The organism is Acetobacterium bakii (genome assembly GCF_001263355.1).
Lineage (GTDB): Bacteria > Bacillota > Clostridia > Eubacteriales > Eubacteriaceae > Acetobacterium > Acetobacterium bakii.
On record NZ_LGYO01000070.1, the window covers coordinates 1 to 15,458 of the forward strand.

A 15,458-nucleotide genomic window follows, 5' to 3' on the forward strand; every position below is an offset into this window, starting at 1 on the left:
GTTGAATGCGGCCAGGTCGGCCTCACTCATGTCGGGTTTGATGCGGTAAAGGCTGATCACCTTGGCGTCTTTAATGCCTGCGGTTGCGGCGGCTTTTTCAGCTTCGTCGATTTTTCCGGCATCATCGGTTTCGGTTTCCACCTTCAGACCAACGCCTGCGGGAAGCCCGACCATTTCAATGCCGGTGGCTTCATCTTTGGCCGGCGGGGTCGCTTTTTCCAGCTCGGCGATCTTGGCTTCAGCGGCAGTTAAGGCGCCAAGGTTGGTAACCAGATATTTCTGGGTCTCGGTTAGGCCGTCATAGGCGGTTCTGGCTGCTGCCACAGCCGCCTTGTCGGTGAGGGCCAGTTGTTCGACTGCCGGCAACGCGGCAATCTGGTCGGTAACCGCCTTGGCGATTTTAGCATCATCGCCGGGGTCGGTGGGGATGCTTGGTTTGTAGTCGGCAATAGCCTTGTCCAGGGCGGTGGCCGCGTCGCTGGTTGCTTTCTGGGACGCGGTCATGTCCTGTACCGTTGTCCTGGCGGCATCATAGGCCGTCTTGATCGCAGCATCCTGCAGGTAGGCACTGTTGCCGCTGACGGCGGCAATGGCTTTCAGCAGACTGTCCTTATTGGCGATGGACACCAGTACTTTGTTGGTGCCGTATTCCAGACCGGTCAGATCCGAGCCATATCCCCAGTAGGTAAAGGCCAACCGCATGACATCACCGTTTTTCAGGGTGTAGGCATCCATCCCCACATTTGGGGCTTGATTGTTAACCAAAAAGTACCAGCCGGAATACTTGCTGTAGTCAAATTCGCCCAGGGTTGTTCCGGAATATTTTTGGCTATAGGCATTGGCTTTTGTGCTGTCATCGCCCTTTAGTTCAGAGACGATGTAATCGGGAATGGCAGCTGTTCCGGTATCGGCTCCGGTCACCGCCCGGAGATACCCCACCTCACCGATCAGGTTTTCCGCGCCCAGCAGTTCTTCAATGGCCTGGCGGGCGGTTTCCCCTTCTTTAATCGGCAGGGTGACCGGTTCCACATAGAAGCCCTGACCGATGGTAAAGCGTTCCACGTCGATGGTGATGCTGCCGGCTGCCGGCTTCAGTGCCTCAATGGCCGCTTCGGCATTTTTTAGCAGGGTTTTCGTATCGGCTGACACCAGCATTTTTTGCGAATCGGTCAGCCCGTTATAGGCGCTGCGTGCTGCTTCCACTGCCGCTTTCTGATCATAACTGGTGATGGTGCCCAGCGCATTGATTTTGGCGATTACCGCATCTGCGGCAGCCTGGTCGTTACTGGCCGAACCGGCATCTTCCAATGCCTTGATTTTTGCTTCAGCCGCTTCAAGCTTACTGAAGTTCGTGACTTTTTTCTGTTCATCGGATGACAGATTGGAATAAGCACTGCGGGCAGCCACAACCGCGGGCTTATTGCTCAGAGCGATTGTCTCTGCCGACGGCAGGGCGTCAATCAATGCCGTCACACTCTGGGCATCCTTGCCTTCGACTCTGGCTTTAACCGCATTATATTTAGTCTTGTCAATGCTGTTCTTTTGCGTATCTGACAAGGTCAGGGATGACAGCAGGGTATCCACGGCGGTCAGTTTTTCCTGCGCCGCTGTTTTAGTGGCGTCATCGATGATGGTGTCCGTAGCCGGCAGAGCGGCGATGGCGTTGTTGACCCGAACCGTTGAGTTTAAAACATCGGTACAGTCAAAGATCTGATTTTCATTGCGATAAGCTCTTACAACAGCCTCATAGCCTCTGGCAATCTGGCCCTGATCGGCGCCATAGGACTGGCTGACCGAAGCCAGTGAATCCAGCATCGAAAAGCCGTTTTTGATAAACGTTGTCTGGAAAATATCCGCATCGGCCATTCCCAGCATGATATACACCTGAGCATTGGACCAGGGATTATTGTAGCTGATGCCGCTGTAGAACACGCCGGTGTAGCCCTGAAGGCGTGAAAAATAAGGGATAAACACCGTTTCCATCGCCTGTTTGACATAATAGAGATCGGTTCCTTCCTGAGCATTGGGATCGTAGTAGGCGGCCAGCGGCTGAGATCCCATGATGTACATATCAATCAGCGGATCATTACCGGTGCTGGCTCCGGCAAGGGCTTTTTTTGCCAGCTCAACTGCGTAGGCTTGTTGCGTGCCTGGTAAATAGTCATAGGAATCAATGGCAAATGAACTAGCCTGTCCTGCAAAATAACCGTCGGACGGGTTTTTTCCATTGGTCATCATTTCAATGAGGTTGTAGCCAGCCACATTTCGGGCATCATAACCCATGGCCGTGATGGCCAGCGCATCCTTGGCGACCTCATTGGTATCGAAGCCTTCATTTAAGGGTTTGCCTTCACCAGTAACCTTTTTTGATGCGGTATATTTTTCTGCAAAAGCCTGATAGCATTCATCGAAAAAGCCTGCATGCGGGGTATAGCCGGCTCTGGCCGAAGTGAAAATCAGCCAGGAACCGTACTGGTTATTGCCAGCACCAAACACCGCATCATGCCCGGAAACATTGGCGGGCAGATAGTGTGCCAGCGATTCCTGGATGCGGGTTTCTGTGGCTTGAATGATCTTCTCTTTATCGGGGACAGCCGTATTGTTATAGTATTTAAACTTCGGTTTATTGCATTCCGGGGTAGCTAATGGAAAGCCGGTCTCAGCAAAAAATTCAAAGTTATATTTATCATTCGTTTTATATGTAAACTTATATTTACTGGAACTGAGCGCAGTCTTGAACTGCTCAGTAAAATCAATTCCCTCTGTCGACTCCAAACCATTAAACTTAACCGAAGCGGTCGATCCAATTGGTTCTAACTTAACTTCATACTGGCTGAGTGCATCCTCGCCCACCGAACCATCTGCCGACACAAGTTTTATGGTATACTTTGCATCCAAAAAATCGTCGGGTAAATTAGCAACATTCTCTGCCGTGATTTCTTTATCCTCTATTGTTACAACGGCTTTGAGGTTGATGGTCTTTTTCTCGGTCGAAGTTGCCGCTTGAAGCAAGTATGGATATCCGTCATTTTTATTTGCATCGATTGCCCAAACGCTTGTAAAATCCCAATTTGTATAAGTCTCGGCGGTTTTTAACGCTTCGCTGTTTTTTTCATCGCCGGGATTATTGCTCGCTGGCTTTGTTTTATTCTCATAGATGGTATTCAAGTAGTAGCAGGAAGTTGCACCACCAATTCCACTTGTCGCTGTTTTTCCAATTGCATATATATTTTTCCCAGCCAACGTTCCTATGACATACGAATTATTTACCTGGCCTTGAATCATAGCTGCAATTCCCGAAGCATCTTCCCCTGTTGTCGATAAATTCGCTCCGCAAACACAGTTGTTTATGCTGCTATTAGGATAAGAGTAACTTACGATTCCAGCCACGTCCATGGTACTGTTAACAGTTCCCGAAACATAACAGCTGCTGATTGTGCCAGATAGTATGTTGGTAATCCCTCCCAAATCTACCGTCGTATTGTTAATCGCCAATTCCAGATTAAGATTCAACACCGAACCGGATTTATCGATATTATAAAACAATCCGTTTTTCGGATCGTTAAACCCTTTGATCATATGGCCTTTACCGTCAAAGGACCCTTGAAATAACCCCTGTGCGTTTAATGAGGCCCAGACTTGCGTCTCATTAATCGTGATATCATTATTTAAAACAATTGTTTTTCCTGAATAGGTATTTGCAGCGGTAATGCTTGAACGAAATGCATTCAAGTCTTCAGCCGTTGAAATACTGGTTTTATTAGACGATTCCCAGGTATTACTGTTTGATGTTATCGCATTAAGCTTCGCTTCTGCGGCACTTAATTTATTTTTTGTATCTTCAGTAATAAAGCTCAGCACATCGGCATCGCTTGTTGCACTGGTTAATTCTGATTTTGCCGTTTCAATTTGAGAACGATGCTCCAATGTAATTTCGTTATCTACCGGGATCACATTAATTAAAGCAGTCACCTGATCGGCCTTGGTTTTAGCATTAGCCAGTACGCTAATTCGGCTTTCCGCTTCAGTTAACTTGCTCAAATTATTGACCGATTGCCGATCCTGTTCACTTAATGCACTAACGGCTTTTCGTACATAACTCACCGTAAATTGATCATCTAAGGTCAACTCATTTGCTGTTTTTAATCCGTCAATAAAACCGGTGACCTCAGCAACAGTTTTTGGCGATCCAAATTGTAAAGTGGGATAGCCACCGTTTTCGCTCGAATTAATTTTCCAGACATTATAAAAATCCCAATTGGTGTAGGTAGTTTGGAGTTTTAATTCATCGCTTGTTTTAGTAATCCCTTTGTTATTAGTAGAAAAAGTCGGATTATTTGCCACACTATAATAACAGTTTGTGACAACTCCATCTTTTTTTGCTTGTGCAACAGCAAATATATTTTTTCCTGCTTCTATCTTTTCTGACATGACATAACAGTTGTTTACACAATTCAATGCAGCGCTATTAGAAATGTTTATCAAACCTGAAGCATTGGTATTTGCACCTGTCATAGTTAACGAAATTTTTACCCGACTATAGCAATTTTCGATTCGACCTTTCGCTTGTAGTTCATAGATCATTCCGCCAACTGATGAACCTGCGCCAGAACTACTCACATCTCCAGTAACACTGCAACTTGAAATTAATCCATTATTACGGTATGCGTAAACGCCGTATTTCAAGCTTGCTGTATTTGTGTTGACATCTGCAACTATATTCAGGTTTTTTACCGTACCGGTTTCTCCAATTGATCCAAACAAGCCATACGTGGTATCGTTAAATCCCTTGATTGTATGACCCTTACCATCAAAGGCACCTGAAAAAGTACAAGACGTGATATTTTTTGAACATGTTAATGGTGTAGCAATCTCGATATCATTCTCTAAAACAACCGTTTTGTCAATAAACGGTTTCCCCCCCGTGTTGCCCATTTCAGTATTAATCATTTCTCGAAATGCGGTCAAATCATCAACTGTCGAAATTCTGTAAATACCATCTGCTGGTGCCGTATTCCAGGTGTTACCTTCCGCCCTAACCGCCATGGAAGTGAAGCCAGACACCACCATCATTATTATAAAGAAAAAAAGCATGATTAGGATATTCTTTTTCTTTTCAATCCATATATTTTTCATTATTTATCCCTTTCTTTTATTAAAGAAAGAGGGACTAAATGTCCCTCTTTTATCCTTTTACCCAAAAACAAAATACTACAGCTTAGAGTGAAGCAGTTGCCGCATTGACGGCATTCTGTGTAGCATTAACAGTATTGAAGACAGCTAAAGCGGTTGCATACTGCGGATCAGTCGGGTTATTCGCCAGCGCTTTTACCAACGCATCTTTGTTGGCCATTGTAAATGATGGAGCTGTATAGGTTGTATTACTCCAGTCATAAACCCATGCTGTTCCATTGAAAGTCGGCTGATTGGTTGGTAACCAGGAACTATTTGCCAACCCCATATCAGCACCCATATTCAAGGAGTAATACCAACGAATGGTAGCACTGGTGTCCCCGGCATTGAGCAGCCCGGTGTTAATCAGATCCTGTACGGTCGTATTACCACTATACCAAACCGTTTCGCCACCATAGGTACCTGAGGTCTGGCTGTCAATCTGCATCATCCATCCAGAAACGCCGGTATATTCTTTTTCTGACAGAAGACCATCAGAGTCATCTGTGAATACCATATCAGCATTCGTACAAGGGGCAGTTAATGTACCTGTGTAAGAACCGAAATTATAGGTATCTGAGAATGAACTACTCATATAATCCACATAACCCCAATTATCGTGCACGGTTACACTGCCTTTAACGTCGTTTAACAGTTCCAATACGGTTGTGGTGCTGTAATCTGCCGGATTGACATGCACGTGAGCTGGTGCGACAATTGCCGGTCCGCCCATTGTGGACTGATCCACGGCAATGTAGAAATCTGCTCCATCATCCAGACCGGCTGCGAAGGTTGGGGAAGCAAAAGCTGCCATCATCGCCATTGAACCCACTACTGCCAACGCTTTTTTACCATAACTTTTGATTTTCATCTGTTTTACTCCTCATATTTTTATTTTTTAATTTTGAATCTTGACATTTCCGCCAATAGAGGGTAAATTAAAGTATCATTATACTTTTGTGACGTTTTCGTCACCCAACCGTCGGGATTTCTCAGATCCCTGCGGTTTTTTCTTTGCCCTCATTACCAAAAACCAATTTTTGAACCGATGCACCTACAGTCAATTGGCCGGTTCCTCCAATCGGATAAGACTGCAGTTCTGCTCATCCTGCTTTTTCACACGCGCCCCCTTTCTGTTTGTTAACCAAACCATGAAGCCCAATGCTTCACATTTATTCTCAAGGTGTAACCACCTGGAGTATCTTTCTAAGAGCGTTCTGACTTTTTATCACATCAGGCAATTAACACCTTATCAATCCCGGCGGCCCAGCTTTCATCAATCTGGTACAGTCCTTCCGCTTCGTCAAACTGGTGGCGGAGGGGGCTTTTTTTGAGCAGATACTCATAATCCCGGCTGGGGGTGGTGACAAAGATCGGTTTGGGAGAACTGCTGAGCAGTCCAAAGTTGAGCTCTCCTTCTTTGCCTTTTAAGGAATCAAACAGGGCTTTATGAACCCGGATCGGCGGTTTGGCGGTTTTCATTTTCAGGGTGACATCATCCTTGATCTTGTAACCCAGATAGGTAACGATTTTATCATTGAGGCCGGCACTGAAAATGTGAATCTTTTCAATCAGATCCATCATGTCATGCACCACCCGGATGCGGTAGGTCGGAAAAAATTCCCGGGCTTCGGCAATCTGATTTTCGATTAAGCGGTTTTCATCAGTCGGTTCGTCACTGTGCTCGGCGGCTTCGCCCAGGTCCAGAAAAATAATGTATTCCTGTTCCATTTCCTTATAAGACATGGAATAGGGGCTGCGAAAGCGGTGACTGCACACCGGACAGGTAAAGTCAAAAATCCTCCCCCAAATCACCTCGTCTCTGAGGGCTAAGTCCAGGGTGGCATTAATCACCTCATAGGCCTCAGTGTCAAAGAATGCACCACATTCCGGACACTCCCGGATAATTGTTTTTTTTATCGCCATTTTAAATCCTCCTTAATGCTGTTTTTTTGCACAAAAAAAGAACTCCCATCAAGGCCAAAAAGGCCTTAGACAGAAGTTCCAGTAGTTGCTGTAGAACTTTTATGATCTGATCCACTCTGCGTTGGATCATCTCTGTCGATAAAGATTGAGTTCCCGACTGATGCCTTGCGGCAATCACGGTAGCGCATCTGCTAGGGAATTTCACCCGATTCCTCGCGGTAAAAGGCATCACTGCTTTTACCATAGCCGATATGACTCGGCGACTTTATCATCTCATAATATTTAGTTTATTGTTGCCCGTATCTTAATCTCATTTAAGTTACAAGGCAATTTTAACATTAGGTTTTAAAAATTGCAACCGTTTTTTGTTAAATTTTTCACCTCTCCGATTTTCCACCATAAGCCCATTCTCCCGGCAATAAGCATCCACCCGTATTTCTTTGCCCTTTAATTTTTTTGCATCCTGCTCAAAAAAGGTCTGATGTTTCACCTCATCGTGAGCGGCCCGCCATACTTGGGTTTGCTGCGGATAAGATATTTAACTATCATCCATTATTCAACAATGCCTCCATTTGATTGGTTTCTTCCCAGGCAAAACCCTGATCTTCTCTGCCAAAGTGACCATAGGCGGCGGTTTTTAAAAACTGCGGGCGTTTTAACTTAAGGGTTTTGATCATGTTGATAACCGAAAAGGAAAAGCTGTCTCTGACCCGGCTTTCAATGACTGCCCGGTCGATGTGCTCGGTGTCGAAAGTGTTAATCCTGACGGCTTCCGGTTCGGGCAGGCCAATGGCATAGGCCAGCGACACCTCGCAGCGGTCGGCCAGACCGGCCGCCACGATGTTCTTGGCCACATATCGTGCCATATAGGCACCGGTGCGGTCCACCTTGGTGGGATCTTTTCCCGAGAAAGCACCTCCGCCGTGCTTGCCCACACCGCCATAGGTATCAACCATAATTTTCCGGCCGGTGAGGCCGGTATCCCCCATGGGCCCGCCGATAACAAAGCGGCCGGTGGGATTGATGTGAATGCTTGTGGAAGGGGTTAACCATTGGTCGTCAATCACCGGCTTGATGATCTCTCTTAGAATGGCATTTTTAACCGCTGCCAGCTCGACACCGTCCCGGTGCTGAGCTGAGATGACAATACTGGTAATTGCTAGCGGCCGCTCATTCTCATCATATTTCATGGTGACCTGGGTTTTACCGTCGGGATACAGCCACTCCACCTGGCCGGTTTTTCTGATTTCGCCAAGCCGCCGAGCCAGCTTACTGGCCAGATCCATGGTTATCGGTAAATAATTGGCCGTTTCATTGCTGGCATAACCGTACATAATCCCCTGATCGCCGGCCCCTAAATCCTTTATCTGACCAGATGCTTCGCCCTCTTTTCTAACCCACCGGCAGCCACTGCCGGAGGGTACGTACAGTGCCGGTTCGCGATTGGTGAACTGATCCACCCCTCTGGCAATATCTGCTGACTGGTGATTAATATTGGTCAGTACCAGACAGGTTTGATAATCCAGCCCTTTTATCTCGTCATCATAGCCGATGTCCCGGATAACCTGTCGTGCGATTTCAGTCACATCCAGCACCACCCGGGCCGAAACCTGTCCGGCAATCATAATGGTGTTTTTGGATGCCATCACCTCCACCGCCACCCGGGCTTCCGGGTCCTGTTCCAGATATCGATCCAGGATGCCGTCTGAGATTTGATCACAGAGTTTATCCGGATGGCCCTCGGTCACCGACTCTGATGTGACCAGGTATTCATTCAATTGTATCGCCTCCTAATGTTATAAGCGCAAACCGTCTAAACAATCGTCAAGTACCGACAATGATTAATCTGGTTGTTTGCATCGGAGCGAACACGGTGAAGCCTGTCCGATTCCGCAGCAAACAACGGATTAATCATTGGTCTGTACGGTGGTTTAGCGACAGTCTGAGTTCAAACTTTTTTTGTATTCTAAAACGGTGACATGTTCGTATTTTTTAAACACTTTGCTAAAGTAGCTGCATTCGTTGTAACCCAGACGGTAGGCCACGTCGGTAAGGCTGACATCGTTGGCCAGAAAATACCACTTGGCCAGCATCATTTTGCGCATGTGAATGTATTCCATAACACTGACCCCAAACTCAACCTTAAAGATCCGGCTTAGATAACCCTGGCTCACATTGCAGTCCCGGGTGATTTCTTTGAGACCGATGTTTTCGGTGAGGTGGTTATCCAAATAGTTGAAGGTATCCAACAAAATGGGATGTTTTTCCATGGCCTTGTTCCGATAGATGCAGTCCATGCTTTGGAGCAGAAAATACTCAAACTCTTTTTTATGGACAAACTGATTTTTGACCAGACTGCGGATTCCATTTTCTGACTGGGGATAATTCCTTATGAGGTTTTGGACGATTGCCGAATAATCCCCTCCGTCTTCCAGTTTTTCTACAAAATGCGGTACCCCATAATACATCTCCCGGTAGCTTTTAAAATTCAGCAAGTCATTTATTCTATCTTCTATTTTCACCGACCAGTCGCATCGCTTAATATTTTGTTTTAAAATTTCCTCGATTTTCGACTGAGAAACTGGCTTTAATAAGTATTCTTCGGCCTTCATTTTCAGCGCTTCCTGCAAATAATCCAATTTATTATAGGCGGTTAATATATAGATACTGACCCCCTTTTTCATAGCTTTAATCCGCCGACCGGCCTCGATGCCATTCATTTCCGGCATCATGATATCCATAAAAGCAATATCAATGTCTTCTTTTTCACAGATGCGAACCGCTTCTGTACCGGTATCTACCGCATGAACCACCTCAAAGCCATCAATTTTTAAAATCATCCGGGTTAATGCTTCCCGCATTAAATATTCATCGTCTGCTACCAATACCCTGAGCATTCCTATCCCACCTTCTCCCCAAGGTCTTTGGGATAGGTTATCCGGCAGGTTGTCCCTTTGCCTTTTTTGTTATCAATGATTACATCATAATCCCGGCCATAGGCTTCAACTAAACGTCTGCAGATTTCTTTGATTGTCTGGACCAGGCTGTGTTCCGAAAAGGGCTCATCCGATTCACTCTTCCTGGCGATCTTTTTTCCACTAAGGCCTTTTCCGTTATCTTCGATGGTAATGGCAATGGTGTCCCGGTTTTCCGTTGCGGTTATTTTTAAATAGCCTTTTTCCCTGCTTGGCATGATACCGTTTACCACTGCGTTTTCTACAAAGGGCAACAAAATAAAACTGGGAATCTGAACCTCCTGTTCATTGAAATCCCGGTTGATGGCATAATCGAATTTATCTCCGAATCGGATCTTCTGAATATTTAAGTACCGCTCGATGTTATTGATTTCTTCGCTTAACAAGCGTTCTTTTACCGATGTATTTAAATTTGTTCTTAACAGCTCCGCAAATATGGTGGTCATATCATTGGTTCGCGGCGCGTCTTCAATCATCGCCAAATTCGAAATCGTCGTCAGGCAATTGAATAAAAAATGGGGATTAATCTGGGCCTTGAGAGCGTTTAATTCTTCGTTTTTCAATTCTTTTTCGCGTTGAATAATCTGCTCTCTTTCATGGTAAAATTCTTTTTCCTTTTGCGTGCGTTTCTGCGCTTCCAAACGGGACAGCTCTTTTTCGCCAACCTGGGTAATAATCATCGAAACCATATCGGCAATATCTAAAAACTGAGCATAGCGCATTTTCGAAATGGCGTTAAAAAGACTTTTAGTCTCCCGGTTCTCCTCATAATCGATTCGATGCTGCTGCAAATTTTTCAACCTGCATATCTGTTCGGGCGCGTCGTCACAGCGAATCTGCCCGCCGATAAAACCGCCGAGATACTGACCTTTAATAATAATGGGAATGGCAACCTCAATAAGACCGCAGGGACAAAAATACACATTTGTTTTTTGTGTGACTGCAGCCATAATGGCGCCATAGGCGTCCGAAGATCGACAGACCATTTCCCCGCCCGACCGCTCTCTTATACTCTGACAAAAAGGTGTGAAGGCGGTTAATTTAGTTACCGGCTCTCCCTTATAATCCACCGTTACAAACGCCAGGCCGGTGGCTCTGGAAACCTTTTCCTGTATTTCTTCCAGCATTTCTTTTCCAAATAATGAAGCAATGTCAAACTCCTCAATCAAAAAACGACTTTTACTTTCCCCGGTTGAACTGATACAATCATTCATTATTCACCTCATCTAAATCGCTTTACCTATTGCTCTTTATCCTTACATAAATAAACAGGACTTCCCAGAAAGAAGAAGGAAGACGGGGAAGTCCTGAAATAATATTAAAGTGTAGCTGTTAAACTATCACGTTTAATCAAACTTGGGCAGCAGTTTTTCAGTATCGGCATGCGGTCTTGGAATAACATGAACCGACACAACCTGGCCAACTTTATCGGCGGCCGCGGTCCCTGCATCTATGGCTGCTTTAACAGCTCCGACGTCACCCCGGACCATAACCGTTACCAATCCTGAGCCTATTTTTTCATAGGCTATCAAACGAACATTTGCCGACTTCACCATGGCATCTGCCGCTTCAATGGCGCCTACCAGCCCTTTGGTTTCAATCATTCCCAATGAATCTGAGCTCATATCTGGCCTCCTCTAATTTTTATATTCAATTTTCTATCCGCCGATGATACAGTGGAAGCCTTTACTTTCCACCACATCCTTTAATATTTCTATCTGGTTTTGTGTCAGTGACGGTGTTTTTCCCATGCGGTAGGGTCTGCCCAGCAGATCATACTTGTTTTCACCATAGGTATGGTAGGGCAGGATATGGATAGTATCCACTCCTGAAAGGGTGGCTGCAAAATCACAGATGTTTCTGAATGATTTTTCATCTGCATTCACCCCGGGGATGGTTGGAACCCGCACCACGGTTCTGGCTTTTTCCGTAATTTTTCTGGCATTCTGCTGGATTAAAGCATTGGAAACCCCGGTGTATTTTTTATGAGTTTCGTCATCGCCGCTTTTGACATCCATCAGCACGAGATCCAAATAAGTAAACACCTCATTGAGGGCCTGTTCACTGGTGGTATACCCGGTTGTTTCCATAGCCGTATGCCAGCCATTGACCTGACAGGCTTTTAACAGTTCTGTTGTAAACTCATGCTGAACCAGAGCTTCTCCGCCGGAAATGGTAACGCCCCCATTTGAATGCCGGTAAATGGCTTCATCTTTTCTGAGAATATCCATGACTTCTTTAATCGTCATGGTTTTTCCCTTCAAAACAAGAGCCTCTGTGGGACATATTTTCGCACATTCTCCGCAGGCGATACACTTATTCCGATCGATGAATCCGGGATTTTGGGCACTGAGTGCTCCCTGGGGACAAACCGACAGGCAAAGCCCGCAATGGATACATCGGCCAATTTGATACATCATAATTGGTTTGATGGACTGGGCTTCGGGATTGCAACACCACCAGCAGGCAAGCGGACAACCCTTTAAAAAAACGATTGTCCGAATCCCTGGACCATCATGGATGGAAAAACGCTGTATGTCAAATACAATTCCTTCCAGGTCATAATTAATTTCCATAACATACAACTCCCCGGCTTAACGCCTTAAAATGATTGTTCGGTCCGGCTGATGATATCATCCTGAACTTCTTTGGCCAAAACGGTGAATTGGGCACTGTAACCGGCCACCCGAACCACCAGATCCCGGTATTTATCCGGATCTTTCTGGGCGGCTAAAAGGGTTTTTTTATCAATGACATTAAACTGGACATGCATGCCCTTATGGTCAAAAAAGCTGCGAACAAGGGCTGCGAAAGTTTGGAGGCCTTTATCGCCTTCCAAAGCGGCAGGCAGGAATTTCTGGTTGTACAGGGTGCCGTTTGATGCGCTGAAATGGTCCAGCTTAGCCACCGAATTCGCTGCCGCAGTGGGACCATTCACGTCTTTCCCGGCTCTGGGAGATACCCCATCGGCCAGAGGCATGGTTGCCAGACGGCCATCGGGAAGGGCGGCCACATCTTTTCCAAATAACACATTGGCAGAAACCGGATAAATACCGGCCTGGAATTGGCCGCCACGGGGATTGGTGTATTTTTCCACTTCCTTGCAATAAATTTGGGCACATTTTCTGGCCATCATATCGACTTCGTCAATATCATTGCCAAATGCAGGGGTGCGATTCAATAATCCCTGTATCTTCAAATACTCATTGGCTCCGCAGGTATTCTGGACAGACCCCATTCCTAAAACCTCATCACTCAGTTTGGAAAGATCAATGGAGCCGTTGGTGCTTAAAATTTTCTTAACCACTTCATAAACCTTCATTTCCGTAGTCATCTCATTCGTATCAATGCTTAGCGTATTCTTTCCGCCCACCGGCTGACCAAAGTTGGCATCCAGTGCATTTTTCAGTTCGGTTAAAGTCATGGTTTTATCTTCAAATACATTTTTTTGGATCGCATACATCGAATCTCCGGAATCGGCTACGCCAAAGGCCTGGGGTCCGGTGAAATTATAGATGGCACCGCCTTCCTGGACAGATTTACCGCGACCGATACAATCATCCACCAGCGCAGACAGGAAAGGCAGCGGGCATCTTTCGGCATGGGCAATATCCACACTATTGTCCGCTTCAGCCAGATAATGAACAAAATATTTGATTTGTTTTGTAAACGCGGTGAAAAAATCATCAATGCAGGAGAAGGTGGTAATATCACCGGTTACCGGCCCCAACTGCTGATTGCCGGCTTTGCCGTTGTTCAGGGTAATTTCCAGAACTTTGGCCACATTAAAGAATGCCGCATCATGCCAGCCTTCGGTTTTGTGTGGGCATTGGGGTTCCACGCAGCCAATAATGCAGTAATTCCGGGCATCGTTTAAGGTTACACCCCGATTTACCAACGCCGGTATAATGACTTCGTCGTTATACATAGCCGGTACGCCTAAGCCCAGACGGGTGACCTCGCAGGCTCTGAACATAAATTCATCCGGTGTCCCCTGCCATACCCGAATGGAGAAAGACGGCGCCGGCAGTTTTACATGGGCAACGGTCTCCATACACATATAAGAAACATCATTGGTGGCATCCATACCTTCTTCGTCCTGACCGCCGACGCAAAGGTTCTGAAACACCGCATAGCCGGCAAAAGCCTGGGCGGATATCTCATCCCGGGTTTTGTTGACATCGTTCAGTTTTATGAAGATACAGTCAATGAGTTCCTGGGCGAATTCTTTGGTGATGGACGGGTCATTTTTGTAGTAGGGATACATGTATTGGTCAAAGCGTCCCGGTGAAATGGAATGACCGCTGGATTCAATTTGAAGCATGCACTGCAGAAACCAGAAGGATTGGCAGGCTTCATAGAAATTGGTAGCTCCATTTTCAGGTACTTTTGAGCAGTTTCTTGCGATTTGCAGCAACTCTCCCTTGCGTGCGGAATTCATTTCAGCGGATGCCAGTTCCATGGCTTTTTCGGCATAGCGGTGGGCAAAGTTAATCGCCGCTGTATAGGTGATGATAATGGCATTGTAGAACTGCTGCTTTTTAATGTAATCCGAATCACAGCGATCCATTTTTTCCATGGCCTCCACAACTTCGGTGATAATCCCGCGGAAACCTTTTTCAAGAATTTTTCCATAATCCACACTGACATGGCCGACCCCGCCATAAAAATAATTACCGACGGTAAAAACGCCGGCGCCCATGCAATCTTTGGCTTCCTGGGACATATAGGAAGTGGCCAGATCGCTGGTCGTTTTTCCCGGCCAGTATAAAAAAGCATCATGCAATTCCTGGGCAGTTTGTTTAGGTATCTGGAAAGGATCGGCGATTCGTGATCCCATGGTATCAAATTCTTTCTCGACCCAATCAAAAGAAAATTCAGGACAAATTTCCGTGGAACGGGGATTCTTTGTAATGGCACCTACGATCAATTCATTATCCCGAATGGTCACCGGCAGATTATTGAATATCTTCTCTGCTGCCTTTGCTCGTCTCAAAATTGGGGACAGGCCTTCTGTTTCTTTGTATGCCTCTGTAACCAGCACAGCCCGTTCGGATTCCACATAGGGTGTGGCATCTAAAATGACTCTCTTTAACTTTTCAATTCGCTCCGTTGGGTTACTAAAACCTCTTGCAATCATGAAATAATCCTCCTAAAATTAATTTGTTCGTTCAGAAACAATGTAGCTACATTATATGTCATCTTTGATTTAATCCTTTACACGATCAAAACCGAAAAAAGGTAAATTACAAACCTTTTCAGTGTTCCCACTTGTCTGTTTTATCCTTGTGTGTACAGGCAAATTTAAATATGACTAAATTATTCATTTTAATCTAACTTCGTTATTATTCGCATTTATCATTGCCGACATAAACGTAACCAGCA

Annotated in this window: 9 protein-coding genes; all 9 read right to left on the minus strand. The window is 45.7% G+C overall.

Features of this window, described 5'->3' with window-relative positions; translation table 11 throughout:
* The coding region (locus AKG39_RS18540) for a DUF4430 domain-containing protein (protein WP_050741899.1) at positions 1–5,136 on the minus strand (5,136 nt) is incomplete at its 3' end.
* Positions 5,137–5,218: 82 nt separating this feature from the next.
* Positions 5,219–6,043 (minus strand): hypothetical protein, encoded by an 825-nt coding sequence (locus AKG39_RS18545; protein ID WP_050741900.1) that lies wholly within the window; start codon positions 6,041–6,043, stop codon positions 5,219–5,221.
* Between the two features lie 362 nt (positions 6,044–6,405).
* Positions 6,406–7,098: a CpXC domain-containing protein gene (locus AKG39_RS18550; protein ID WP_050741901.1), complete on the minus strand. Its 693-nt coding sequence runs from the start codon at positions 7,096–7,098 to the stop codon at positions 6,406–6,408.
* A gap of 545 nt (positions 7,099–7,643) precedes the next feature.
* The gene (metK, locus tag AKG39_RS18560) at positions 7,644–8,876 is read right to left on the minus strand and encodes a methionine adenosyltransferase (RefSeq protein WP_050741903.1); all 1,233 of its coding nucleotides are present in this window, start codon (positions 8,874–8,876) and stop codon (positions 7,644–7,646) included.
* Positions 8,877–9,029: 153 nt separating this feature from the next.
* Positions 9,030–9,995, minus strand: a complete 966-nt coding sequence (locus tag AKG39_RS18565) for a response regulator transcription factor (protein WP_050741904.1) — start codon at positions 9,993–9,995, stop codon at positions 9,030–9,032.
* A gap of 2 nt (positions 9,996–9,997) precedes the next feature.
* Complete coding sequence (locus AKG39_RS18570) at positions 9,998–11,287, minus strand: sensor histidine kinase (RefSeq protein WP_050741905.1); 1,290 nt, start codon at positions 11,285–11,287, stop codon at positions 9,998–10,000.
* 132 nt (positions 11,288–11,419) lie between these two features.
* Positions 11,420–11,698: a BMC domain-containing protein gene (locus tag AKG39_RS18575; RefSeq protein WP_050741906.1), complete on the minus strand. Its 279-nt coding sequence runs from the start codon at positions 11,696–11,698 to the stop codon at positions 11,420–11,422.
* 33 nt (positions 11,699–11,731) lie between these two features.
* Positions 11,732–12,649 (minus strand): glycyl-radical enzyme activating protein, encoded by a 918-nt coding sequence (locus AKG39_RS18580; protein ID WP_050741907.1) that lies wholly within the window; start codon positions 12,647–12,649, stop codon positions 11,732–11,734.
* Positions 12,650–12,675: 26 nt separating this feature from the next.
* Positions 12,676–15,213: a glycyl radical protein gene (locus tag AKG39_RS18585; RefSeq protein ID WP_050741908.1), complete on the minus strand. Its 2,538-nt coding sequence runs from the start codon at positions 15,211–15,213 to the stop codon at positions 12,676–12,678.
* Between the last annotated feature and the right edge of the window lie 245 nt (positions 15,214–15,458).

What these genes read in the sequence shown, in the direction of transcription:
- AKG39_RS18570 (WP_050741905.1), bottom strand. Translation starts at nt 11,287, where the DNA reads ATGAATGATTGTATCAGTTCAACCGGGGAAAGTAAAAGTCGTTTTTTG.
- AKG39_RS18580 (WP_050741907.1), bottom strand. Translation starts at nt 12,649, where the DNA reads ATGGAAATTAATTATGACCTGGAAGGAATTGTATTTGACATACAGCGT.
- AKG39_RS18550 (WP_050741901.1), bottom strand. Translation starts at nt 7,098, where the DNA reads ATGGCGATAAAAAAAACAATTATCCGGGAGTGTCCGGAATGTGGTGCA.
- AKG39_RS18545 (WP_050741900.1), bottom strand. Translation starts at nt 6,043, where the DNA reads ATGAAAATCAAAAGTTATGGTAAAAAAGCGTTGGCAGTAGTGGGTTCA.
- AKG39_RS18575 (WP_050741906.1), bottom strand. Translation starts at nt 11,698, where the DNA reads ATGAGCTCAGATTCATTGGGAATGATTGAAACCAAAGGGCTGGTAGGC.
- AKG39_RS18585 (WP_050741908.1), bottom strand. Translation starts at nt 15,213, where the DNA reads ATGATTGCAAGAGGTTTTAGTAACCCAACGGAGCGAATTGAAAAGTTA.
- AKG39_RS18565 (WP_050741904.1), bottom strand. Translation starts at nt 9,995, where the DNA reads ATGCTCAGGGTATTGGTAGCAGACGATGAATATTTAATGCGGGAAGCA.